Here is a 24,515-nt window from a genome sequence, read left to right as displayed (position 1 = left end):
CTACTCCAAACGTTGACGATTCATGTCGATCAGGGCCTGATAATCAGGCTCGTCTTGTTGCTCGGCCATCAGCAGGGCCCACAGCAGGCCAATGTAATCGACCCAGGGCAGGAAGGCCTGACTCTGAAAGCCCTTTGCTCCCGGCGCCCTCCCTGCCAGCTCAAGATAGCGCTGTTCCAGTGCCGCTCGCCGCTCGTCATCCCAGCCGTGGGTGCGCTGTATGCTGGCGACCTCGAAACCGGGGTGACCGGCGGCGCCATACTCCCAGTCGATGACCCAGGGGCGCGACCCCAACAAATTAGCCGGATTAAGATCGTGATGGCAAGGGAGCCAGCAGTCGTCAGGCTCGCGGCTGGCAAGCAGCGCACGCTCCAGCGCAGGCAACCATTCAGGGATCCGGGCCAGACGGCCGCGATAACCGGTGGCATGAGCCCGCACCGCCATCACGACGGCAGGCACAGGCAGCCGGTGCAGTCGCACCAGCACCTCAGCCAGCAGGCCGGGCTGCTCGGCCAGGGGCGGTGGCACCTCGGCCCAGTTTGGCTCGTCGCACCAGTCCAGCAACATCAAACCGCTGGCAGGATCGCTGTGGTGGCAGGGCAGCGCCAGCCCTTGTACCATGGCGCCCTGATAGAGCTGCCACTCTGTGGCTCTGTCGATGCCGAGCCGATAGGGGTCGGGGTGACCAAGCCGCAAAAAATGACTGCGCCCCGAGGGGAGGCGCAGTCGATAGTTGCAGTTGGTCAGGCCACTGGCCAGGGATTCCAGCCGCCCCGAGCACCAGGGGACTGGCAGGCTGGCCAGCAGCTCGAGCTCTGCCAGATCACCAGCCAAAGGTGGATTTCTTCGCCTGTTTACGGATCTCTTTCTGGTCGGCCCACAGCAGTTCACCGTTTTGCAGATCCATCAGGTTCATGGTCATCTGGTAGTAGACGTCCTTCACCTTGCCGTTGTCCTTGACGATGCTGCTGAGGTTGCCATAGACCATGTAGCGGGCACCGGTCTGCTTGCCCAGACGCACCATGGAGGCAGGATCCACCATGCCGCTGCTCTGCTGGTATTCGAGCTGCTGCTTGACCGCGGCCACCTTGCTCATGTCGACGAAGCGGAACTTGCCAACGCGCAGCAACTTGGTGCGGATGGTATCCGTGATGGCTTCGGTATCGATGTGCTCCGAGGTCTTGTTGCGGATGGAGTCCATGAACATAACGGGACGACCACCTGCAGTGATCTCGCTGGTCGCCGGTGAAGCGAGCATGGAATCCGCCATCTTGTCGGCAATGGCCTGCAGATCCGATGAGCCGTAATCCACGGTCACCGTCTCGGTTTCGGTGGGGTCGCCATAACTGACGGTGGTACTGGAACAACCGCCGAGCAGCAGGGCGCCGCTCAATATCAGCAGGGCATGATTCATTTTCATCAGTTGGATTCCTCAATCACTTCGCGTACATAAATCCGGTATCCCTGGGCGGCCGGGCTCGGCGCCAGAGCAGACAGGGTGCGGCTCTGATAGCCGTGGAGCTTGATGGGTGTCCAGCCGCGACCATCACTGGCCACTTCCTGCCCCGCCTCATCATACCAATAGAACATATATTGCAGCTTGTTATCGCCACGCTGGGTACTGGCAGCGGCCACATTGACCTGCAGCAGGCCGTTTTGCTCGCGCCGGCTCAGCTCGGTCAGGGTCACATTGACGTTCTGATGCTGCTCCTGCACAGGCGCCGCGCCTGCAGCGCCATAGAGCGCCACGCCGGACGTATTGGTAGCGCAGCCTGCCAGCAGCATAACCAACCCCAGGGCCAACCCGTATGCTTTCATCTTGATCTCCTTAGCCGGCGGCCACAGGGGCCCAACCGATCAGTCATGGGTGTCATTGTCGTTTGAGTGGGTGCCTAGAGCGGCATCACCCGGGTAGTCAGGCCTGCGCCGAGCCGTTGCACCCACACCAGGGTGGTGCGTCCGCCATGTATGGTGAGCGGCAACTGGCGCATGGCACTCCCCGCCCCCAGAGTGAGTTGCACCTCACCGGCCGGCAGCATGCCCTGCCAGCTGGATGCCTGAGCCGGCAGCGTCAGCCAGCTGCGGGTATCGGCCCGCTCAGAAAGGGTGTTGAAGATGCCCACCAGAATATTGCCCACATCACCTCCCTCCTTGGCGGCTGTGCGCCTCAACTGCTCCTTGGCCACCAGCCGCAGCGCCTGACGGGTCAGCATGCCCGGCAATCGCTCCTGCAAATCCTTGGCGGCCAGCGCTTCCAATCGCACCAGCTCGCTGGTCTGCTCGATTCGCTTGCCAACCGAGACAACAAGGGGACCGGTCTGACTGGCTCTATTGTCGTAATAGGGGACGGCCACGGTAAAGGTACGAAAATCACCACTGGAGGTAGAAATGGGCAGCGGCAGGAACAGCTCCCGCCGCGCCGGGATCAGCCCATCTTCAAACAACACCACCAGCTGACCCTGATCCTTGGCAAGCAGAGGCGCTTTGCGGCCCACCTTTTTCTCGGTCTCTTTCAGCTCATCCGGCGAGCCACGCAGCCGTGCCAGGCGCAGCAAGGCGTCCTGCAGGCTCTGGTTGTCCGGCGCTATCTGGTAACCCCGCTGATAGTCGACCCAGGCGTCGTTGAGATCCCCGGCCGCCTCATAGAGCACGCCGGAGAAATAGAAGGTGTAGGCGTTCTGAAAACCGTTTTTCACCTTGCCGATCAGCCGATCAAGATCCGGTGCCCCGCGCGACATGAGCTGGCGCATATTGCGCTCTGTGCTGGCTTCAGTGCCTTTTTCCCGGGCCTTGCTTACCTCCCCCGCTCGCGCCTTGAGGGCCCGCTCCTGCACCTGGTTGGCACGGCGTACCTCCACCAGCGCGCCGTCGGCATCCCCCCGTTGCAGGTAATTCAGCGCCAGATAGTGATGCAGCATGGTGCGCTCATAATCCGGCGTCAGGTAGGCCATGCTCTGATCGTTGGTAAGCAGGCTGCCCGCCTGACTCAGGCCCTGGCTCAGCCGATACTCGGCCTGATTGTCTTCCCACTCGAGGCGGCTGTCGGCGGCGGCAAAGGCCTGCTTGCTGCCCGCATCCTGCCCGGCCAGCCAGGCGATGCGCCCCTGCTCCAGCCGGTCCAGCACATAGGTGTCATCACCCAGGGTGGATTCACGCACCTCGGGCAGGGCCTCGGCGGCGTGTCCCAGCAGCAGCTGGTTGCGCAGGGGCACCATCTGATCGGAATAGGAGACGAACATATCCTGCCACTGGGAGGCGCAGCCCCCCAGCAGGGTGCTGGCCAGCAACAGACCGGCCAGACGGGGAAACGGACTCATCACAGGCAGAGCAGCGGCCCCAGGGATTGACCACCCACCAGATGCATATGGATGTGGTAGACCTCCTGCCCGCCGTGGCGGTTGCAGTTCATGATGAGGCGATAGCCATCCTCGGCGATACCGGCATCGGCTGCCAGCTTGCGTGCCACCGTGAACATGCGGCCAAGGGCCAGCTCATGCTCGGGCTCTACATCGTTGACGGTGGGGATCAGCACGTTCGGCACTATCAGGATATGGGTCTTGGCCTTGGGTTGAATGTCCCGGAATGCGGTCACCAAATCGTCTTGATAAAGGATGTCGGCGGGGATCTCTTTACGGATGATTTTGCTGAAAATGGTTTCTTGCGCCATGGATAACTCCCTTATATGAAAAAGAAAATTCTAAACCCACCTCAAGCGGCTCCCAAAGTTGCCGTCAGGGCCGGTCAAGTGTGACACAAGCCGATATTTGACACAGCCGTTGTCCCATTCTCTTCAGTTATTGTTAAAAATACCGATAGCCGGAGGACGTCTGCCGACGTCGCTCGCCCAGGGTGATAGCAGGGTATCAAATGGACGGGGTATTCAGGCAAGGGACTTTTGCATATACAGCGGGACAATAATGAAACAATCCATGTCAGACCTCTCCATCTTGCAGAGGGTCTATTTAGGCTTTGCCATTCTGGTGGCCGTGATGGCGGCGACCTCGGTACTCACCTTTCGCAGCCAGAGCGAGCTCAATCAGGCGCTGGATCAGGTTACCCGGCAATCCATGCCGCTGGTGATCGCCAGCAGCCAGACCCAGATAAGCCTGCTCAGCGCCAACAAATGGCTCACAGACGTGTTGACCGAGCAGGATCCCAAGCAGATCCCGGCCGAAGTGGCCGAGCTGCAACAGGCCAAGGCCCAGGTCGACAAGACACTCGCCACCCTCAGCCAGCAGGCCGCGGCGCACCCGCAACTGCAGGGTGACATGGCGACACTGACCAAGCTGGTCAGCGACTATCTGCAGCTGACCGGGACGCTACCCACCGAACACCAGGCCCTGCTCACCCGTCTGCACAAGGTGAACCAGGCCAAGGGGCAGTTTCAGGTCAGTCTGCCCCAGTTCAAGAAAAACCTCGGCGACATGATGATCACCATCGACGACAGCTTCATCAAGATGCTGTCCGAGACCTTGACCACCAAGCTCTCCGCCATCGAGCTCTCCACCATGGATGCGCTCAACCAGAGCATCCCCGCCCCCATAGAGGCGGCGCTCAAACGCAACAAGATGCAGATCGAGGGCTTCAACAGCACCATCAAGGATCTGCAGGGGGAGCTCAAGGATTTCGACAACAACATGGGGCACTACGTCCATGGGTTCGTGCGCGACACCACGGCCAGCGAAGGGGTGCTTGCCCAATACCTGGCGTTGATGAAGCAGCAGGAGCGGATGCGCGAGGAGAGCAAGCAGGCCAGCAAGCTCATCGTCAGCATACAGAGCAAACTGGAAGGGATCACCGATCAGAGCCAGCAGCTGATGAACAACAGCATTCGCGCCTCCGGCAAGGTGCAGGCCCAGAGCACCCTGACCCAGGGGATCAGCATCGCCATCGCCATTTTCATCGCCATCCTGGTGGCCTACACCCTGGGCAAAGCCATACGCCGCCCCCTCAAGGAGCTGCTGCGGGTGCTGACCGAAGTGACCCAGGGGGACATGACACAGCGCGTCGGTTTCAAGAGCCAAAATGAATTCGGCCAGCTCGGCAGCCAGGTCAACCTGCTGATCCAGCAGATGGGGGATGTACTCACCCAGCTCTCCCAGGCCTCGACCCAGCTCAATAGCGCCGCCCACGACAATCGCCACACCACGGAATCGGTGCGGGCGGATCTGGAAACACAGCGCCAGGAGACCGCCTCGGTCGCCGCCGCCATGACCCAGATGGAAGCCTCGGTGCGGGAAGTGGCCCAGGCCGCCAACCAGACCCTGGAGCGGGTACAGGACGTGGAGAAAGCCTCCGAGACCGGCCGCAAGGTGATGGCGGGCAACATCACCACCACCCATCAGCTGGCAGGCAAGTTGCAACAGACCGGCAAGGTGATTGGCGATGTCAGCGCCATGAGTGGCCAGATTGGCAATATCCTCGACGTCATTCGCGGTATCGCAGAGCAGACCAACCTGCTGGCCCTCAATGCCGCCATCGAGGCCGCCCGTGCCGGCGAGCAGGGCCGCGGCTTTGCCGTGGTGGCCGACGAAGTGCGCAGTCTGGCGGGGCGCACCGCCCAGTCCACCAGCGAGATCCAGACCATGATCGAGAACCTGCAGCAGGGGGTCGCCAAGGCGGTGACAGTGATGCAGGAGTGCTCCCGCGAGATGGACAGCTGCGTGGATCAGAGCTCCCACGCCAATACCGCCATGGAGGAGGTGCAGGGGATAGTGGTGCTCATCAGCGACATGTCGAGCCAGATAGCCTCCGCCGCCGAGCAGCAGCAGGCGACCAGTGCCGACATCGCCACCAACCTCAACCGCATCTCGGATATTTCGGATCTCAACTATCAGGGCATTGAACGGGTCGCCGAGACCAGCCAGCAGCTGGACGCCCTGGCCGAGCAGCAGGAGAATCTGGTCAAGCGCTTCAAGCTCAGCGCCTGAATCTCTCTCGCTGAAACAACAAGGCCCCGCTGTTGGCGGGGCCTTGTTTATCTGGTGGCAGTGCGGTGGGATCAGGCGTAGGCGATGGCGCCCTTGCCGACCCCTTCATAGGCCACGACCTTCACAAACTTGTCACCCACCGCTTTTTTCACTTCACGGGCTATGTAGCACGCCAGCAGCTCTATGGTGGTGTCGGTGTAGATCATCTCCACCTCGGCCGCCGGCATGGCGAGCTGAAACAGCCCCTGGGGGGCCACATACTTGAATCCCAAGTGCTGCTCACCCAGTTGGGACCGGGCGACATCGCTCAAGTTCAGTTCGCTCAGGTCCACCTTGTCTTCATCGGTGCCAAGGTAGATATCGGCCCAGCGCTCGGCCCAGTTAAGCTCGAGCTCACCGTCACGCATCCCATCCACATGGATTTCGATGGGAGAACGGTGGCCGTGGGCGATCCGCTGGCAGTTGCCATCGTGCTTCTTGAGACCGTGGCTGTAGTGATAGAAGGCACCGTCGATCTGCTCCTGACGCAGGGTCACCGACAGATCCCGGATGTTGCCGGGCAGACGCTGTGCCAATACCGCCAGCAGGTAGCGGGTGACGGACTCTTTATCGACCTGGGGCGCCGGTATGAAGGCAAAGCCCTGAGTCGGGCAGCGCAGGTGAATGGATCCCTGGGGGCGCAGCAGATCGACCGTGCTCTCCTCCCCCTCCAGATGCGCCACATGGATCAGGGCGCACTCGGCCGGCACCAGCAGCTTGTGATCCACCTCTTCGTCGATGATCGACTTGATCAGCTTTTTCACCCGACCAAAGTCCAGCAACATGCTCATCTCGTTGAGCTCGCCGCTCATCTCGACGTCCACCAGCCAGCTCTCCCCCACCATGCCGCGGCGTTCGCACAGGTAGCTGGAGTCGATCACGGTCAAATCTCTTACAAATAACTTCATCAGTCAGACCTTGCTACAGAGAAAGTACAGTTTGCGATATTATGACCCGCGATCACTGACAAAGGAACTGGACTCCCCCATGAACAAATTGCTTATCAAGAATGCCACCCTGGTCAACGAAGGCCGCATCTACGCCTCTGATGTATTGATTGAAGGGGAACGGATCGCCCGGATCGCCCCCCATATCGAGGCGCCCGATGCCGTTGTGATCGATGCGGCAGGCCGCCACCTCATCCCCGGCATGATCGATGATCAAGTCCATTTCCGGGAACCTGGCCTGACCCACAAGGGGACCATCGCCAGTGAATCCCGGGCCGCCGTGGCAGGTGGCACCACCAGCTTCATGGAAATGCCCAACGTCAATCCCCAGACCACCACCCTCGACGCCCTCGAAGCCAAATACCAGATAGCCGCCAACTCCTCCGCCGCCAACTACAGCTTCTATCTCGGCGCCACCAACGACAACCTCGACGAGATCAAGCGCCTCGATCCCAAGCAGTCCTGCGGGGTCAAGGTGTTCATGGGGTCGTCCACCGGCAACATGCTGGTGGACAATCAGGAGACACTGGCGGCGATTTTCCGCGAGAGCCCTGTGATGATAGTCACCCACTGCGAGGACACCCCCTCCATCAAGGTGCTGGAAGATGAGGCCCGCGCCAAGTGGGGCGAAGATGTACCGATGCGCGAGCACGGCCGCATTCGCAATGACGAGGCCTGTTACAAGTCCTCCAGCATGGCGGTGGGTCTGGCGAAAAAGTACGGTGCCAAGCTGCACGTGCTGCATTTGACCTCCGCCAAGGAGCTGTCGCTCTTTACCGCCAGCCACGACTTGAGCGAGCTGAAAGACAAGAACATCACCGCCGAGGTATGCGTCCACCATCTCTTCTTCAACGAGGCGGATTACGACACTCTGGGCAGCCAGATCAAATGCAACCCGGCGGTGAAGACAGCCGCCGACCAACACGCCCTGCTGGATGCTGTGCGGAGCGACGTGCTGGACATCATTGCCACCGACCATGCCCCCCACACCTGGGAGGAGAAGCAGAACAGCTACTTCAAGGCGCCGTCCGGCATCCCCCTGGTGCAGCACTCCATGCTGGCGCTGCTGGAGCTCTACCACAACGGCGTGTTTTCACTGGAGACTATCGTTAAGAAGACATCCCATGCGGTAGCCGAGCGCTTCCAGGTGCAGGATCGCGGCTACATTCGTGAGGGCTACTTCGCAGATCTGGTGCTGCTGGATCTGGGCAAGCCTTATGTGGTCAACGACAGCAACCTGCTCTACCTGTGTGGCTGGTCACCCTTCAACGGTTACCGCTTCCACAGCACGGTGGAGATGACCCTGGTGAATGGCCAGATCGCCTGGCAAAACGGTCAGGTCACCGATCAGGTGCTGGGCAAGCGGTTGACCTTCAACCGCTGATCAGATCACCACTGATGCAAACGGCCGCCTCCAGGGCGGCCGCTTTTTTATGGTGCCTTGAAAAATACGTCACAACGCCCCCTGAAATGAGCTATCGATGGCCGAATTCAACCACTGTGGCGGCACTTTGAGCGTCAATTGCTCGCAAAGCAGGCAAACAGTCTCAGAGCTGGATTTCCCCTGTTGACAGGGTCGGAGCATCTCCATAAACTCAGCCCCCGTCAGCCGAGCTGACTCCGTCGGTGTGTAGCGCAGCCAGGTAGCGCATCTGCATGGGGTGTAGAGGGTCGGAGGTTCGAATCCTCTCACACCGACCAAATTCCCCGGTAAAGGCCTTGTCAAACGACAAGGCCTTTTCTTTTGTGCCGCGTCTCTGGCACTGCCCGTTGATGACCTGAGCGACGATTGTCTCACTGATCAGTTTGTGCTGTAGTGACAAGGTGTTTTGCCAACCGGCCATCGAGATGCAACGTCCGCTCCTCCTCTCCTTTTGCTCACCCCTGCATGTTCTGCTGCTTGTCGTCAGCCTGTTCGGCACCCTACTGGGCGGCTGTGCCACCTCCTATCACAGCGAAAAGTCATTCTGGAACGGCAGGACCGGCTTCTCAAAGACACAACTTGGCCCCGACAAGTGGCAGCTGGAGTTTGTCGGCAACGATCTGATCGACCGGGAAACGGCTCGCAAGTATGTGCTCAAGCGCGCGGGCGAGATGGCGCAAAGCCGGGGCTATGAGTGGATTGAGGTGAACGAACTGACGCTGCAGCGCGATGCGGTCAGGGTCACCCCCTCGCGCCCCGTGTTCGGCTTTGATGAAGAGGAACCTGACCTCTTCCTGGCACAGATGCAGGTGCAACACGCCACCTCGGCCCTGCTGATTTTTACCCTGCTGCATCAGCCCTTACACGAACAGTGCATGGAAGCAAAATATCTTGTTAACATCAAAATAAACGGCGATTAATATCGATAAAATGCAAGATCCATATCACATACAACTAACTACAGCATAAAACACTGATACAAGACGCTGGATTTACCCCCCCGAATTAGGCATGCTGCAAGCACACCGGCTGTCAGGAATCTACGGCCCGGATCACAAAAACGGACTGAAGTGGCACCCCTGCCACTCAAAACGCTTTGCACTTATCAAAACTGGGACCACCTCATGAAAATGAATAAATTGACGGCTGCCATCATCATTTCGATGTTATGTGGCATCCTCACTGGTCAAGGCTATCGCGTGTTCGCCCCGGAGCAGGCCGCAGGCTTTGCCGACGATATCACCATACTGACCGACATTTTTTTGCGTCTGATCAAGATGATCATCGCCCCCCTTGTCTTCACCACGCTAGTGGTCGGCATCGCCAAGATGGGCGACACCCGCACCGTCGGTCGCATCGGCGCCAAGACCCTTGGCTGGTTCATGCTGGCCTCCCTGCTCTCCCTGACACTGGGACTGGTGATGGTTACCCTGCTGCAACCGGGCGTGGGCCTCTCTCTCGCCTTGCCGGATGATACCGCCAGCTCAGGTGTGGTCGTCACCGCCATCTCCCTCAAGGACTTTGTCACCCACGCCATACCGAAAAGCGTGGTAGAGGCCATGGCCACCAACGAGATCCTGCAGATAGTGGTGTTCTCCCTCTTCTTTGGACTAGCCTCCGCCGCCTTGGGCGATACCGCCAAGCCGGTGGTCAAGCTGATGGCCAGCGGCGCCGAGATAATGCTGAAAGTAACCGGCTACGTGATGAATTTTGCGCCGTTCGCGGTATTTGGTGCCATCGCAGCCATGGTCGCCAAGGAAGGTCTGAGCATCCTGGCCACCTACGGCACCTTCATGGCGCAATTCTATCTGGCTCTGGGTTGCCTCTGGCTGCTGCTGATTGCCATGGGCAGTCTGTTTATCCGCCGCCGCATCCTGACCCTGCTGGCCATGATCCGCGAACCCATACTGCTCGCCTTCTCCACCGCCAGCTCCGAAGCTGCCTACCCCAAAACCCTGGATCGATTGGAGAAGTTTGGTTGTGACAAGCGCATCGCCAGCTTCGTGCTGCCCATGGGCTACTCCTTCAACCTGGACGGCTCCATGATGTACTGCACCTTCGCGGTCATGTTCATCGCCCAGGCCTATGGCATAGAGCTCTCCCTGGCTCAGCAGATCACCATGCTGCTGCTGTTGATGGTCACCTCCAAGGGAATGGCCGGTGTGCCACGCGCCTCTCTGGTGGTCATCGCTGCCACTCTCAACCAGTTCCACATCCCGGAGGCAGGCATTCTGCTGCTGCTGGGGATCGATCATTTCCTCGACATGGGCCGCTCCGCCACCAACGTGCTGGGCAATGCCATCGCCGCCAGCGTGGTCGCCAAAACCGAAGACAGCCTGGGGGAAACCGAACCTCTGGGTGAGGTCGATACCGCCAAGGCGTGATCCTTCCCACGAAAAGCAGAACGGCCCGCTGATGCAGGCCGTTTTTTATCTGTATTTTTTCAGCGTGTCGCGCGGCTCAGCACCAGCGACGAACCCGCCGGCAGTACTCTGCATACGCCTCACCGAAGCGAGCCTGCAGAGCCCGCTCTTCCGGCACGATTTGAAAGCGATTCAACCAGCCCCACAGCACCAGGGGCCCGATCCAGACCCCCATGCCACCCAGATAGCAGGCCAGCGCCATTGTCCAGCAGAGCAGCCCCAGGTACATGGGATTGCGGCTGAGCCGATAAAGCCCTGCGGTCACCAGCACGCTGGCCTGCGCCGGCCGGGTTGGACTGACGGTGGTGCCATGCTGGCGAAAGCGCAGCACGCCGCCAAAACCGAACACACAGCCGACCACCGTCAGCAACAGGGCCAGCTCTGGCCGCCCCTCCCCGCTACCGCCCCCCAACACCATGGCCAGCACCACTATGCCAAACAGCAGGACAGGCGGCACACGACACTCCAGATCTCTCATCTACTGGCTCCCATGAGACGTGCCACAATCGACACCTTGCGATACACTTCCCACAGGAATAATGCCGCAGGAAATTGACAAAGTTCATAACAATAACAATGCCTTGGCTACACTCTATCCCATCTGCATGACAAAGGCCGTCATAAGGTCGTCATGCACCTCAACGCCAACAATAAAAAAGGAATCACCCCATGCACAAGAAGACACTGCTGGCCACCTTGATCCTGGGCCTGCTGGCCGGTCAAGCCGTCGCAGCCCCCTATCTGCCGCAGGCGAGCGATCATCGCAACGGCGAAGTACAAACCGCCAGCAACGCCTGGCTGGAAGTAGACCTGACCGCGTTTGAACAGAACCTGCAGACTCTCAAGACCCGCCTCGGCGACAAGGGCCCGCAGATCTGCGCCATCATGAAGGCGGATGCCTACGGTCACGGCATCGATCTGCTGGTTCCCTCCGTCATCAAGGCCGAGATCCCCTGTATCGGCATCGCCAGCAACGAAGAGGCCCGCGTCGCTCGCGAGAAGGGCTTTACCGGTCGCCTGATGCGGGTGCGCGCCGCCACTCCTGTCGAAGTGGAACAGGCCCTGCCCTACAAGCTGGAAGAGCTGGTTGGCAGCCTGGTGAGTGCTCAGGGGATCTCCGACATCGCCCTGCGCCACAATACCCGGATCCCGGTGCATATTGGCCTCAATTCCGCCGGCATGAGCCGCAACGGCATAGACCTGCGTCTGGCCGATTCCAAGCAAGATGCGCTGGCCATGCTCAAACTCAAGGGGATCACCCCGGTCGGCATCATGACCCACTTCCCGGTGGAGGAAAAAGAGGACGTCAAGCTGGGGCTGGCCCAGTTCAAGCTGGACTCCCAGTGGCTGCTGGAAGCAGGCAAGCTGGATCGCAGCAAGATCACCATCCATGCCGCCAACTCCTTCGCCACCCTGGCAGTGCCGGACGCCTACTTTGACATGGTGCGCCCGGGCGGCCTGCTCTACGGCGACTCCATCCCCTCCTACACCGAATACAAGCGGGTGATGGCATTCAAGACCCAGGTGGCGTCGGTCAACCACTATCCGGCAGGCAACTCCGTCGGCTATGACCGCACTTTTACCCTCAAGCGTGACTCCCTGCTCGCCAACCTGCCGCTCGGTTACTCCGACGGCTATCGCCGTGCGCTCAGCAACAAGGCCTATGTACTGATCCAGGGTCAGAAGGTACCTGTGGTGGGCAAGACCTCCATGAACACCATCATGGTGGACGTGACCGATCTCAAAGGGGTGAAACCCGGTGATGAAGTGGTGCTGTTTGGCCGTCAGGGTGAGGCCGAAGTGAAACAGGCCGATCTCGAGGAGTACAACGGTGCCCTGCTGGCGGACATGTACACCATCTGGGGCTACACCAACCCCAAGAAGATCAAACGCTAAGATGTGACAATCTCACCAGCAAAGAGGGCTCCCGCGGGAGCCCTCTTCATATTCACCGTTCTGCGTTGACCGACTGCTGGCTGCGAGTAGTCCAGAGGCTCAGCCCCATGGAGATCAGCAGGATCAAGCTCACGACCCCAAGGGCAATGCCGGTCGGTATCTTGAAGATATCCAGCAGCAGCATCTTGATCCCGATAAACATCAGGATCAGCGCCAGACCGTATTTCAGCAGGGCGAAACGCTCGGCCACACCGGCCAGCAGGAAGTACATGGCGCGCAGGCCCATGATGGCGAAGATGTTGGAGGTCAGCACGATGAAGGGATCCGTGGTCACCGCGAAGATGGCCGGGATACTGTCCACCGCGAAGATGAGATCGCTCACCTCCACCAGCACCAGAATGAGCAGCAGCGGCGTCGCATACCGCACACCGTCACGCCAGACGAAGAACTTCTCCCCCTCCAGGGTCTCGGTCACCTTGAAGCGACGGCGCATCCAGCCCAGCAGCGGGTTGTTGGCCAAGTCAGGCTCCTTGTCGGCTGCCCACAACATCTTGACCCCGGTCAGCAACAAGAAAACCCCGAACAGATACAAGATCCAGTGAAACTCCTCGATGAGCCAGCTGCCCGCGAACACCATGCCTGCCCGCATCACTATGGCACCCAGTACCCCGTAGAGCAGCACACGGCGCTGCAACTCGGCCGGGATGGCGAAGTAACCGAACAGCATCAGCCAGACGAAGACGTTGTCCACCGCCAGCGCCTTCTCGAGGAGGTAGCCGGTGAGAAACGCCAGTCCCTTCTGGTTGGCGATTTCGCGGCCTGCGCTGTGATCCAGCCAGAGCCAGATTGCCAGGTTGAAGAGCAGCGCCACGCTGACCCAGACCAAAGACCAGATGCCCGCCTCTTTGAGGGATACCTTGTGCGCCTTGCCACCACCGACAAAACGTATATCTATCCATAACAGGACCAGCACTATGCTGAAGAAACCGGTCCACATCCACCATTCACCCATGTTCATCTCTCCCAAAAACGACAAAACCCACGACCGAGAGGCGTGGGTTTGCGTTTGGAGCAGATACACCTTGCCTCTCGGCAAGGTCTCACTTACAGCTGATTTGCATCAACTGCCCGGCTGCCGGGTGCACTGCAGGAAATGGGTGCACCGTAATGACGACAAACCAGCGAGAAGTTACTCCCCTTGTTGAAGCGGATAGTAACAGCAGCAAAAGAGAACACCAAGATGCATCTTGTCCAAATGCAAAATGAATCGGGGCGCCACCTAGGCGCCCCGTATCGGATTCTCACACTCAGAGCGGATCGGCCTTGAGGCAGGAGACGGCGTGGTCGAAATTGCCCTCCAGCTGGGGCCGGGTCTTGGCACACTCGGGACCCGCCACCGGGCAGCGGGTACGAAAAACGCATCCGGACGGCGGATTCATGGGGGATGGCAAGTCCCCTTCCAGGATCTGGATGACCTTGCTGCGCTCCAGATCCGGATCCGGAATGGGCACGGCCGACATCAGCGCCTTGGTGTAGGGATGCAGGGGGTTCGCGAAGATCTCTTTGCGCGTACCCAGCTCCACCGCATTGCCCAGATACATCACCAGCACCCGATCCGAAATGTGTTTGACCACGGACAAGTCGTGGGCGATGAATATAAGCGACAACCCCATCTCCTTCTGGATTGCCTTGAGCAAGTTCACCACCTGAGCCTGGATGGAAACATCCAGCGCCGACACAGGCTCGTCACAGATGATCATCTTGGGTTCCAGGATCAGCGCCCGGGCGATGCCGATACGCTGGCACTGACCGCCGGAAAACTCGTGGGGATAGCGGTTCACCAGGTTGGGCAGCAGACCCACCTTGCTCATCATGGCGCGCACCTTCTCCTTCACCTGCTCTTTGGAGAGGTTGGGATAGAAGGTGATGAGCGGCTCGGCGATGATGTCGCCGATGGTCATGCGCGGGTTCAGGGAGGCCAGCGGATCCTGGAAGATCATCTGGATCTCTTTGCGCTTCTCCCGCAACGCCTTCTGGTCAAGCTTGGTCAGATCGTTGCCCAGCCACACCACCTTGCCGTCGGTAGCCGGCACCAAGCCTATCAGGGCACGGGCAAACGTAGACTTGCCACAGCCGGACTCCCCGACTACGCCAAGGGTTTCCCCTTCATACAGGCGCAGGGTTACCCCATCTACCGCCTTCAACGCCGAGGGCTTGGCCCAAGGCCAGGCCTTGTCACTCTTGATGCTGAAGTGGACCTTGAGGTCGGACACTTCCAGCAGCAGTTTCTTGTCAGTACCCATTTAATTCGCCCCCTTGATCATGGCATCCGATACCCAACGACATGTCCGCTCACGCCTGTCGTTAAACGGCGTCAGGAGCATGGAGGATGGCTGGCCGCATATAACCGCATTCATACGCTCACCTCCTTGGCGTTGATGGCATCCGATACCCAATGGCAGGCCCGCTCACGCCCGTCGTTGAACGGCGTCAGAACAGGTGACTGCTGGCCGCAAATCTCGCTCACCCGGTGGCAGCGCTCCTGGAAGGGGCAGCCGGTGGGCAGACGCAGCAGGTTGGGCGGATTGCCCGGTATGGTGGGCAGCTCTTCCCCTTCGGTGTCGAGGCGGGGAATGGCGCGCAGCAAGCCTTCGGTATAGGGATGGCTCGGGCGATAGAAGATATCGTTCACCCGGCCGTACTCCATGGTTCGACCGGCGTACATCACCAGCACCTTGTCACAGATACCCGCTACTACGCCGAGATCGTGGGTGATCATGATGATGGAGGTGTTGAACTCGCGCTTGAGCTCGTTCATCAAGGTCATGATCTGGGCCTGCACCGTCACGTCCAGCGCCGTGGTCGGCTCATCGGCGATGAGCAGCTGCGGCCGGCAGAGCAGGGCCATGGCGATCATCACCCGCTGGCGCATGCCACCGGAAAACTCGTGAGGATACATATTCATCCGCTTGCGCGACTCGGGGATCTTCACCGCATCCAGCATGCGCACCGACTCTTCGAACGCCTCGGCCTTGCTCACTCCCTTGTGCAGCATCAGCACTTCCATCAGCTGATCCTTCACCTTCATGTAGGGATTGAGAGACGTCATGGGGTCCTGGAAGATCATGGCGATCTTCTCGGAGCGGATCTTGTTTAGCTTGTGCTCCGGCAGGTTGAGGATCTCGTCACCCTGAAACTTGGCCGACCCCGTTATGATGCCGTTTTTGGCCAGCAGCCCCATGATGGCAAATGCCGTCTGGGACTTGCCGGATCCTGACTCGCCGACGATCCCCAGGGTCTCGCCAGCCGCCAAGGAGAAGTTGAGGTCGTTGACCGCCACCACATTGCCATCCGGAGTCTTGAACTCGACCCGCAGATCTTTTACATCCAGTAATTTCATAAAAACTCCTTATCGATCTTTGGCCGCTCTTGTTATCGATCCTTCGGATCGAGTGCGTCACGCAGACCATCCCCGAGGAAATTGAAGCAAAACAGGGTCACCACCATGAAACCGGCAGGGAACAAGAGTTGCCATATGGCCACTTCCATCGACTTGGAGCCTTCATCCAGCAGGGCACCCCAGCTGGTCATGGGTTCCTGGACGCCGAGGCCCAGAAAACTCAGGAAGGATTCAAACATGATCATGCCCGGCACCAGCAAGGTGGCGTAGACGGCCACGATACCGAGCACGTTCGGCACTATGTGACGGGTGATGATCTTCCACTTGGAGACGCCACAGACGTGAGCCGCCTCGATAAACTCCTTGCTCTTGAGACTCAGGGTCTGGCCTCGCACGATCCGCGCCATGTCGAGCCAGCTCACCGCACCGATGGCGATGAAGATGAGCGCCAGATTGCGGCCGAAGAAGGTCACCAGCATGATCACGAAGAACATGAAGGGGAAGGCGTTGAGGATCTCGAGAATCCGCATCATCAGGCTGTCGACCCGCCCACCGATGAAACCGGACGCCGCGCCATACAGGGTGCCGATGACCACGGCCACCATGGCGCCCATGATGCCGACCATCAGCGAGATGCGGCCACCCAGCAGGGTGCGCACGAACAGATCACGCCCCAGACTGTCGGTGCCGAACCAGTGGCCGGTTTCCATATCCGGCGCGGCCTGCATGGCGCCCCAATCCGGATCGTCGAAGGTGTATTGGGACAGATGGGGACCGACGATCACCGCCAGACCGATAATGGTCAGTATGATGAGGCTGGTCAGTGCCGCCCTGTTACGCAGGAAACGGCGACGGGCATCCTTCCACAGGGAGCGTCCCTCCACCACTTCCACTTGCTGTGCGAACGCCTCGACGGCCTCGCGTTTTTCAGTTGTGACAACCATGATGAACTCCCGACTTAGTAACGGATCTTGGGATCGATAAAGGCATAGAGAATATCGACCACGGCGTTAAAGGTAATGGTGAGGGCACCGACCAGAATGGTCAGGCCAAGCACCATGGAGTAATCACGGTTGAGGGCACCGTTGACAAACAACTGACCAATTCCCGGCAGACCGAAAATGGTCTCTATCACCACTGAACCCGTGATGATGCCCACAAACGCAGGCCCCAGATAGGAGACCACTGGCAGCATGGCCGGACGCAGCGCGTGTTTCAGTATGATGTGACGCAGCGGCAAGCCCTTGGCACGGGCGGTACGGATGAAGTTGGAGTTCATGGTCTCGATCATGCTGCCACGCATGATGCGCGAGATGGCGGAGATGTAATACATCATCATGCCAAATACCGGCAGTACCATGAATTGCACCCCGCCCCCCTGCCAGCCACCGGCCGGGAACCAGCCCAGATAGATACTGAAGAAGAGCACCAGCAAGGGTGCCAGCACAAAGCCCGGGATCACCACACCAGCCATGGCCGACGACATCAAGAGATAGTCGATGAGGGTGTTCTGTTTCAAGGCTGCAATGGTGCCAAAGGTCACCCCCAGCAAGACGGCAAAGACGAAGGCCGCGCTCCCGATCTTGGCGGAAACAGGCAACGCCTGGCTCACCAGATCATTGACGCTGAAGTCCTTGTACTTGAAAGAGGGGCCCAAATCGCCCTGTACCAGGTTGCCCAGGTAGGTGAGGTATTGCACGCCTATGGGCTTGTCCAGGCCGTACTTGGCCTCGATGTTGGCCAACACTTCCGGCGGCAGGGCACGTTCGCTGGTAAAGGGGTTACCGGGCGCAAAACGCATCATGAAGAAAGAGACGGTGATCAAGACCAGCAGAGTCGGGATCGCTTCCAATAGACGTTTAAAAATGAATTTCAACATAGACAATTCCTGTCCTGTACTGCTTCCAAAGGGTCGCGGTTTTAATACTAAGGCCCGCCGTCTGGCGGGCCTGCTTGTTATGCGACTTGTTATTTTACTCAGTGAGCAACGATGTACATGTCTTTGCTGTAGAGGTTGTCCAGCGGGTTGGCCGGATAGCCGCCCACATAGGGTTTTACCATACGGGCAGTCACGTACTGGTAGATAGGCGCTATCGGCATGTCCTTGGCCAGGATCTCTTCAGCCTGGACATAGAGCTGGTTGCGGGCAGCCACATCGACCTGATCACGGGACGAATCCATCAGCTTGTCGAACGTCGGGTTGGAGTACTTGCCATCGTTGTTGCCATGAGTGGTCTGCATCAGATCCAGCATGGAGGAGGCTTCGTTGTAGTCGGCGATCCAGCCAGCACGGCCCACATCAAACTGGCCCTGTTTCTTGGTTTCCAGGTAAGTTTTCCACTCCTGGTTCACCAGGCTCACCTGCACACCCAGCTTCTTCCACATGGAGGCCACGGCAACCGCTACCTTCTTGTGGTTGTCGTCAGTGTTGTAGAGCAGCTCGAATTTCAGCGGCTTGCTGGCATCAAAGCCTGCCTCTTGCAGCAGGGCTTTTGCCTTGGTGTCACGCTCAGCCTGGGTCAACTTGGACCACTCGGGGGCAACCGGCTTGAAGCCATCCACAAAATCAGGCACCAGGGTGTAACCCGGAGTCTGGCCCTGCCCCATCACCTTGTCGGCAATCACGTCACGATCGATGGCGTAGGAGAGCGCTGTCCGCACCCGCACATCATCAAACGGCTTCTTCTTGACGTTGTACTGGTAGTAGTAAGTACCGACATAACCGGTCACTTTCAGCTCATCCGGCTTATCTTTCTTCATCTGCTTGAAGCGTTCGATGGGCATCTGATAAGTCATGTCCACTTCGCCTGCCAGATAGCGGCTCAGCTCGGCATTGGTGGATTGGATCGGCAGATAAACCACCTTGTTGATCACCGTCTTGGCGTTGTTCCAGTAGTTGGGGTTGCGCTCGACGTCGACGCGCTCGTTCACCACCCAGTCTTTCAGTTGATAGGCACCGTTGGATACCATATTTTCCGGCTGGGTCCACTTGTCACCAAACTTCTCGATCACCTTCTTCGGCACCGGGTAGGTGGTGGTGTGGGAGAGCATGCTGACGAAGTAAGGGATCGCTTTTTCCAGCTGCACTTCGAAGGTGTAATCATCGACCGCCTTCACGCCAAGGGTATCTGACGGCTTCTTGCCGGCAATGATCTCGGTGGCGTTGATTATGGTCGGGATCTCCAGATACCAGGAGTAAGGAGAGGCGGTCTTGGGATCCACGGCCCGCTTGAAGGCGAACTCGAAATCGTGGGCTGTCACGGGATCCCCGTTGGACCACTTGGCATCTTTGCGCAGGTGGAACACGAACTTTTTGTTGTCCTTGGTTTCCCAGGACTCGGCCACAGCAGGGAGCACTTCTCCCTTGGGGCCGGAAGTAACGAGACCTTCGAACAGGTCACGCAGAATATTGGATTCAACCGTTCCTTCGGTTTTGTGGGGATCGAGCGTTGCGGGCTCGGAGCCGTTGCCTTTCACCAACTGCTGAACATCAGACAGTTTGGTACCTGCGGGGACATCAGCAGCGTGCGCCGCATTCATTCCGCCAAATAGCGCTGCCACCAATAGGGTATTAATCATTGTTTTTTTATGAGTCATTTCCATTTACTCCAACAAGAACATTCCATGCATTTGTCCATCAACGAGATAAGTACCCCGCTGCCAGCATAATTCCCTGACAATTCTAATAATGCAATAGATATCATCAGGCTAGGCTGGGCTTCATGGTTAAAAAAACAGCTTTTAGCCAATTATTCAGCATTTAAATATCGCGCCGCGGACGTTTTTTATACAAACCCGCTCGATTCTAGGAAATGACTAACAAAAAAGAAACAATAAAAAGCCGGTCACGAGGACCGGCTCCGACAAAACAGACCTGAATCACATCAATCCGGGGAAGACTCCCTTGATTCCTGCCACCATGATCTCGATGCCCAGCGACATCATGATAAGGCCCATGATCCGGGTAACCACGTTGATGCCGGTGTTGCCCATCAGCTTGAACAGCAAGGGGGCAGCGCGGAAGATGAGCCAGGAGCAGAATGCAAACACCATGACCACCAGCGACATGCCCAGCATCTGGGACCAGGTGCTCTGGCTGGCGTAGACAATAGAAGAAGAGATGGCACCCGGACCCGCCATCAACGGCAGTGCCAAGGGCACCACAGCGACAGATTCGCGCGCGGCCAGCTCACCCTTCTCCTGTTTGTTATGCTTCACTTCCCCCAGCTTGCCCTGCAGCATGGACCAGGCGATCAGGGTAATCAGGGATCCACCGGCGATGCGAAACGACGCCAGCGAGATGCCAAAGCCATCAAGGATCAGCTGCCCCATGTACATGGAGACCAGCAAGATAATCATCACGGCAATGTTGGCAGTGGTGTTGGTCTTCATCCGCTCTTCCGGCGTTTGATGGCCGGTCAGACTGACAAACACCGGCAACAACCCCAATGGGTTGATGATCGCGAACAAACCGATGAAGAACTTCAGATATAAAGAGACGTCAATCGCTGCCATAGGCGCCATCCAGAAGTAAGCAAGGCCACGGGGATCCCCCCGATAAATCGTGCGTAAATTTACACCATGCCAATGCCCTTCACCAATCAAATAATCTCACCCTTTCCGTGGCTTTTCAGTTAGTTCCTCTAATGCATGGCCAAAATTCAACACATTGATTTGTTAATAAAGATTGTCGCCATTTAACACTCTGGTAAAATCACGTCGAGCTTTATGCGGCCACGGAGTTTTGGCGCAAGATTTCATCTCAGCAAACAAGGATTTTGTAATGATTGATACGGACATCAAGTTGAAATGGCACCTGGATGCGCTGCCGGCAGGCACGGTCGACCCCCTGCTCGGCTTTTTTGATCGACTGCCGGTCGATCCCTATATTCAGGGCACCTTTCGGGAACGCCGCTATGGCCGTGTCGAGAAAGAGGGGTCACGCTTCTCCCCCCTCGACAACGGCGTCTTCTTTCAGGCCGCCGCCATCAACAAGTTCCTCGGGGATGTGCCCAGAACCTATGCCGAGCTGGATCCCGCTTTTGTCACCCATCCCGCCTTTGGGCAGATGCTGACCCGCTTTGCCCGCCATGTTCGACTCGCCGATGGCAAGGCGATCGGCATTCACCAGATGCGGATCACCACGGCCCAGGGCGAAAGCGTGCCTCCCGCACCGGAAGGCGTCCATCAGGATGGCTTCGACTTTATCGGCGTGTTCTTTTGTGGCAGCGAAGGGGTCAGTGGCGGCGCGCTTCAGCTTTATCATGGATTAAAAGAACAACCATTTTTCCAACAAGAGTTACATCCTGGAGAATATCTGGTCCTAGATGATCGCCGTTTCTATCACAATGCAGCCCCTGTACTCCCCCTGACCCCGACCCGTGGACACTGGGATGTAATCGTGCTAACTGCTTGAAAAATAGTACGTGACACTCTGTTCACCCATGATTCATCCCGCTTTTGTTTCACTCTACATCCTCGCAACATCCGGAAAACATGTATTGTGAAACAAAATTTCTTTTGTTCTTTTGTTACACATGATCCAGATCAAATTTTTCTGAGTCAGACCCGCTCTATAATCGGCTCAGAAAGCAATTTAGTAAGGCATGTAAATACCCCCTTATAGTGATTCTCGCCTTGACAGGGCGACTATAATTGCCGGGCATTGCCAAACTCTTACTAAACAGTTTTCAAATCATCAGGAGATAAACATGGCAGTAACCAATTTGGCTGAACTGGATGCACTGGTCGCCCGCGTCAAAGAAGCCCAGCGTGAATTCGCCAGCTTCTCGCAAGAGCAGGTAGACAAGGTTTTCCGTGCCGCCGCCCTGGCCGCCAGCAATGCCCGTATCCCCCTGGCCCAGATGGCCGTGGCAGAATCCGGTATGGGTATCATCGAAGACAAGGTTATCAAGAACCACTTCGCCTCCGAATACATCTACAACGCCTATAAAGACGAGAAGACCTGCGGCATCCTGAGCCAGGATGACGAGATGGGCACCATGATCATCGCCGAGCCGGTAGGTATCATCTGCGGTATCATTCCGACCACCAACCCGACCGCTACCGCGATCTTCAAATCTTTGATTTCCCTGAAGACTCGTAACGCCATCATCTTCTCCCCGCACCCCCGCGCCAAGAACTCCACCAATACCGCTGCCAAGCTGGTGCTGGATGCAGCCGTTGCCGCCGGTGCACCGAAAGACATCATCGGCTGGATCGATCAACCGTCCGTTGAGCTGTCCAACGCACTGATGAAACACAACGACATCAACCTGATCCTGGCCACCGGTGGCCCGGGCATGGTGAAAGCCGCTTACTCTTCAGGCAAGCCTGCCATCGGTGTAGGTGCCGGTAACGTGCCAATCGTCATCGACGAAACCGCCGATGTGAAACGTGCCGTCGCCTCTATCCTGATGTCCAAAACCTTCGACAACGGTGTGGTCTGTGCTTCCGAGCAAGCCGTCATCGTCGTTGACTCCATCTACAACCAGGTAAAAGAGCGTTTCTCCAACCACGATGGCTACATCCTGTCCAAAGATGAAGCGGACAAGGTACGTAAGGTGCTGCTGATCAACGGCGCGCTGAACGCAGATATCGTCGGTCAGCCAGCCACCAAGATCGCCGCCATGGCCGGTGTGACTGTGCCTGCCACCACCAAGATCCTCATCGGTGAAGGCCTGGAATTGTGCGCTGAAGATGAGTTCGCTCATGAGAAGCTCTCCCCGACTCTGGGCATGTTCCGCGCCAAGAATTTTGAAGACGCTGTCGAGATGGCCTGCACCATGGTCAACATCGGTGGTATCGGTCACACCTCAGGTCTGTACACCGACCAGGATCGCAACCAGGACCGTATCAGATACTTCGGCGACAAGATGAAGACCGCCCGTATCCTGATCAACACCCCTTCCACCCAGGGTGGTATCGGTGACCTGTACAACTTCGCTCTTGCTCCTTCCCTGACCCTGGGTTGCGGCTCCTGGAGTGGTAACTCCATCTCCGAAAACGTCGGTCCCAAGCACCTGATCAACAAGAAGACAGTCGCAAAACGGGCAGAAAATATGCTGTGGCACAAACTTCCGAAATCCATCTACTTCCGTCGTGGTTCCCTGCCGATCGCTTTGGGCGACCTGGAAGGCAAGAAGCGCGCCATGGTGGTAACTGACCGTTTCCTGTTCAACAACGGTTATGCCGATGACGTGGTTCGTCTGCTCAAGAAGCTGAACATGGAAGTGGAAGTATTCTACGAAGTGGAAGCTGACCCGACCCTGTCCATCGTCCGCAAGGGCGCCGAGATGGCCAACTCCTTCAAGCCGGACGTTATCCTGGCGCTGGGTGGTGGTTCACCCATGGATGCGGCCAAAATCATGTGGGTCATGTACGAGCACCCGGATACCGCGTTTGAAGACTTGGCCATGCGCTTCATGGACATCCGCAAGCGTATCTACAAGTTCCCGAAAATGGGCGTGAAGGCCGAACTGGTCTGTATCACCACCACGTCCGGTACCGGTTCTGAAGTCACTCCGTTTGCAGTCGTGACCGACGACGCCACCGGCATGAAGTACCCGCTGGCCGACTACGAGCTGACCCCGAACATGGCCATCGTGGATGCCAACCTGGTCATGAACATGCCCAAGTCCCTGTGCGCCTTCGGTGGTGTGGATGCGGTCACTCATGCCATGGAAGCCTACGTTTCCGTACTGGCCAACGAATACTCCGACGGTCAGGCGCTGCAAGCCCTGAAGCTGCTGAAAGAGTATCTGCCTTCCAGCTACCAGAATGGTGCCAACGACCCGGTTGCTCGCGAGAAGGTGCACAATGCGGCCACCATCGCCGGTATCGCGTTCGCCAACGCCTTCCTGGGTGTCTGCCACTCCATGGCGCACAAACTGGGTGCTGAATTCCACATCCCGCACGGCCTGGCCAACGCCCTGCTGATCAGCAACGTCATCCGCTACAACGCGAACGACAACCCAACCAAGCAGACTGCGTTCTCCCAGTACGACCGTCCGCAGGCTCGCCGTCGTTACGCCGAAGTCGCCGACCACCTGGGTCTGACTGCCGCCGGTGACCGCACCGCTGCCAAGATCGAGAAGCTGCTGGCCTGGCTGGACGAGCTGAAAGCCACCCTGGGCATCCCGGCCTCCATCCGCGAAGCTGGCGTGAACGAAGCCGACTTCCTGGCCAAGGTTGACCAGCTGGCGCTGGAAGCGTTCGATGACCAGTGCACCGGCGCCAACCCGCGCTACCCGCTGATCACCGAGCTCAAAGCCATCCTGATGGACACCTACTATGGTCGTCCCTTCACCGAGGAAGCTCAGGTAGCGACCAAGGTAGAAGCCAAGGTTGAGACCAAGGTAGACAGCAAGAAGAAATCCAAGGCCTGATAATCGGACTTGAACTCGAGAGCCCGCGCACATGCGCGGGCTTTTTTGTTTGTCTATCTCTCTAATTTTG

The 24,515-nt window shown here is 58.1% G+C and carries 21 protein-coding genes and 1 tRNA gene; 8 read left to right on the top strand and 14 right to left on the bottom strand.

Annotation, left to right across the window (positions count from 1 at the left end; genetic code table 11):
- The 5 genes from GWQ27_RS13050 to hinT form a co-directional block, all read right to left on the bottom strand.
- Positions 1–834: a phosphotransferase gene (locus GWQ27_RS13050; RefSeq protein ID WP_169045930.1), complete on the bottom strand. Its 834-nt coding sequence runs from the start codon at positions 832–834 to the stop codon at positions 1–3.
- Positions 824–1,420 (bottom strand): penicillin-binding protein activator LpoB, encoded by a 597-nt coding sequence (gene lpoB / locus GWQ27_RS13045; RefSeq protein ID WP_005314873.1) that lies wholly within the window; start codon positions 1,418–1,420, stop codon positions 824–826. The genes GWQ27_RS13050 and lpoB overlap by 11 nt, the downstream gene beginning before the upstream one ends.
- Positions 1,420–1,818 (bottom strand): YcfL family protein, encoded by a 399-nt coding sequence (locus GWQ27_RS13040; RefSeq protein WP_005314863.1) that lies wholly within the window; start codon positions 1,816–1,818, stop codon positions 1,420–1,422. The genes lpoB and GWQ27_RS13040 overlap by 1 nt, the downstream gene beginning before the upstream one ends.
- Before the next feature lie 74 nt (positions 1,819–1,892).
- Positions 1,893–3,317 (bottom strand): hypothetical protein, encoded by a 1,425-nt coding sequence (locus GWQ27_RS13035; RefSeq protein ID WP_275907539.1) that lies wholly within the window; start codon positions 3,315–3,317, stop codon positions 1,893–1,895.
- Positions 3,317–3,667, bottom strand: coding sequence for a purine nucleoside phosphoramidase (hinT, locus tag GWQ27_RS13030; protein ID WP_005314859.1), 351 nt, complete (start codon positions 3,665–3,667; stop codon positions 3,317–3,319). The genes GWQ27_RS13035 and hinT overlap by 1 nt, the downstream gene beginning before the upstream one ends.
- A 250-nt stretch (positions 3,668–3,917) precedes the next feature.
- Here hinT and GWQ27_RS13025 point away from each other — a divergent pair, with 250 nt between their 5' ends.
- The gene (locus GWQ27_RS13025) at positions 3,918–5,930 is read left to right on the top strand and encodes a methyl-accepting chemotaxis protein (protein WP_011898620.1); all 2,013 of its coding nucleotides are present in this window, start codon (positions 3,918–3,920) and stop codon (positions 5,928–5,930) included.
- A 71-nt stretch (positions 5,931–6,001) separates the two neighbouring features.
- Here GWQ27_RS13025 and GWQ27_RS13020 read toward each other — a convergent pair whose 3' ends face one another.
- Positions 6,002–6,877: a 6-carboxytetrahydropterin synthase gene (locus tag GWQ27_RS13020; RefSeq protein ID WP_011898619.1), complete on the bottom strand. Its 876-nt coding sequence runs from the start codon at positions 6,875–6,877 to the stop codon at positions 6,002–6,004.
- Between the two features lie 79 nt (positions 6,878–6,956).
- Here GWQ27_RS13020 and GWQ27_RS13015 point away from each other — a divergent pair, with 79 nt between their 5' ends.
- The 4 genes from GWQ27_RS13015 (at position 6,957) to GWQ27_RS13000 (ending at position 10,723) form a co-directional block, all read left to right on the top strand.
- A complete protein-coding gene (locus GWQ27_RS13015) occupies positions 6,957–8,300 on the top strand; it encodes a dihydroorotase (protein ID WP_087755504.1) in 1,344 nt (447 codons plus the stop codon).
- A gap of 240 nt (positions 8,301–8,540) precedes the next feature.
- Positions 8,541–8,617, top strand: a tRNA-Pro gene (locus GWQ27_RS13010).
- Between the two features lie 147 nt (positions 8,618–8,764).
- Positions 8,765–9,259, top strand: a complete 495-nt coding sequence (locus GWQ27_RS13005; protein ID WP_275907538.1) for a hypothetical protein — start codon at positions 8,765–8,767, stop codon at positions 9,257–9,259.
- Positions 9,260–9,463: 204 nt separating this feature from the next.
- Positions 9,464–10,723 (top strand): dicarboxylate/amino acid:cation symporter, encoded by a 1,260-nt coding sequence (locus tag GWQ27_RS13000; protein WP_034523991.1) that lies wholly within the window; start codon positions 9,464–9,466, stop codon positions 10,721–10,723.
- A gap of 76 nt (positions 10,724–10,799) precedes the next feature.
- Here the strand turns inward: GWQ27_RS13000 and GWQ27_RS12995 are convergent, their stop codons facing one another.
- Positions 10,800–11,240: an isoprenylcysteine carboxylmethyltransferase family protein gene (locus GWQ27_RS12995; protein WP_275907537.1), complete on the bottom strand. Its 441-nt coding sequence runs from the start codon at positions 11,238–11,240 to the stop codon at positions 10,800–10,802.
- A 191-nt stretch (positions 11,241–11,431) separates the two neighbouring features.
- Here GWQ27_RS12995 and alr point away from each other — a divergent pair, with 191 nt between their 5' ends.
- Positions 11,432–12,658: an alanine racemase gene (gene alr, locus GWQ27_RS12990; protein WP_275907536.1), complete on the top strand. Its 1,227-nt coding sequence runs from the start codon at positions 11,432–11,434 to the stop codon at positions 12,656–12,658.
- Between the two features lie 52 nt (positions 12,659–12,710).
- Here the strand turns inward: alr and GWQ27_RS12985 are convergent, their stop codons facing one another.
- The 7 genes from GWQ27_RS12985 to GWQ27_RS12955 all read right to left on the bottom strand — a co-directional run bounded on the left by GWQ27_RS12985 (position 12,711) and on the right by GWQ27_RS12955 (position 20,573).
- The gene (locus tag GWQ27_RS12985) at positions 12,711–13,670 is read right to left on the bottom strand and encodes a TerC family protein (protein ID WP_059112226.1); all 960 of its coding nucleotides are present in this window, start codon (positions 13,668–13,670) and stop codon (positions 12,711–12,713) included.
- Between the two features lie 295 nt (positions 13,671–13,965).
- The gene (gene oppF, locus GWQ27_RS12980; RefSeq protein WP_058395427.1) at positions 13,966–14,961 is read right to left on the bottom strand and encodes a murein tripeptide/oligopeptide ABC transporter ATP binding protein OppF; all 996 of its coding nucleotides are present in this window, start codon (positions 14,959–14,961) and stop codon (positions 13,966–13,968) included.
- 110 nt (positions 14,962–15,071) lie between these two features.
- Positions 15,072–16,058 (bottom strand): ABC transporter ATP-binding protein, encoded by a 987-nt coding sequence (locus GWQ27_RS12975; RefSeq protein WP_042869676.1) that lies wholly within the window; start codon positions 16,056–16,058, stop codon positions 15,072–15,074.
- Between the two features lie 32 nt (positions 16,059–16,090).
- Positions 16,091–17,002 (bottom strand): oligopeptide ABC transporter permease OppC, encoded by a 912-nt coding sequence (oppC, locus tag GWQ27_RS12970; RefSeq protein ID WP_099992815.1) that lies wholly within the window; start codon positions 17,000–17,002, stop codon positions 16,091–16,093.
- Between the two features lie 14 nt (positions 17,003–17,016).
- Entirely contained in the window at positions 17,017–17,937 is a 921-nt protein-coding gene (oppB, locus tag GWQ27_RS12965) for an oligopeptide ABC transporter permease OppB (RefSeq protein ID WP_021139963.1), read from the bottom strand.
- Positions 17,938–18,035: 98 nt separating this feature from the next.
- Entirely contained in the window at positions 18,036–19,655 is a 1,620-nt protein-coding gene (locus GWQ27_RS12960) for an ABC transporter substrate-binding protein (protein WP_099992811.1), read from the bottom strand.
- Between the two features lie 282 nt (positions 19,656–19,937).
- Positions 19,938–20,573 (bottom strand): YchE family NAAT transporter, encoded by a 636-nt coding sequence (locus GWQ27_RS12955; RefSeq protein WP_005314822.1) that lies wholly within the window; start codon positions 20,571–20,573, stop codon positions 19,938–19,940.
- A gap of 268 nt (positions 20,574–20,841) precedes the next feature.
- Here GWQ27_RS12955 and GWQ27_RS12950 point away from each other — a divergent pair, with 268 nt between their 5' ends.
- The gene (locus GWQ27_RS12950; RefSeq protein WP_265434100.1) at positions 20,842–21,474 is read left to right on the top strand and encodes a 2OG-Fe dioxygenase family protein; all 633 of its coding nucleotides are present in this window, start codon (positions 20,842–20,844) and stop codon (positions 21,472–21,474) included.
- Positions 21,475–21,769: 295 nt separating this feature from the next.
- Positions 21,770–24,445, top strand: coding sequence for a bifunctional acetaldehyde-CoA/alcohol dehydrogenase (gene adhE, locus GWQ27_RS12945; RefSeq protein WP_169045920.1), 2,676 nt, complete (start codon positions 21,770–21,772; stop codon positions 24,443–24,445).
- Positions 24,446–24,515: the final 70 nt, after the last annotated feature.

Origin of the sequence: Aeromonas sp. 5HA1 (genome assembly GCF_029237245.1) — a bacterium.
Classification (GTDB): domain Bacteria; phylum Pseudomonadota; class Gammaproteobacteria; order Enterobacterales; family Aeromonadaceae; genus Aeromonas; species Aeromonas salmonicida.
Note: the sequence above shows the minus strand (reverse complement) of the source record. Positions and strands in the feature narration are given on the sequence as shown.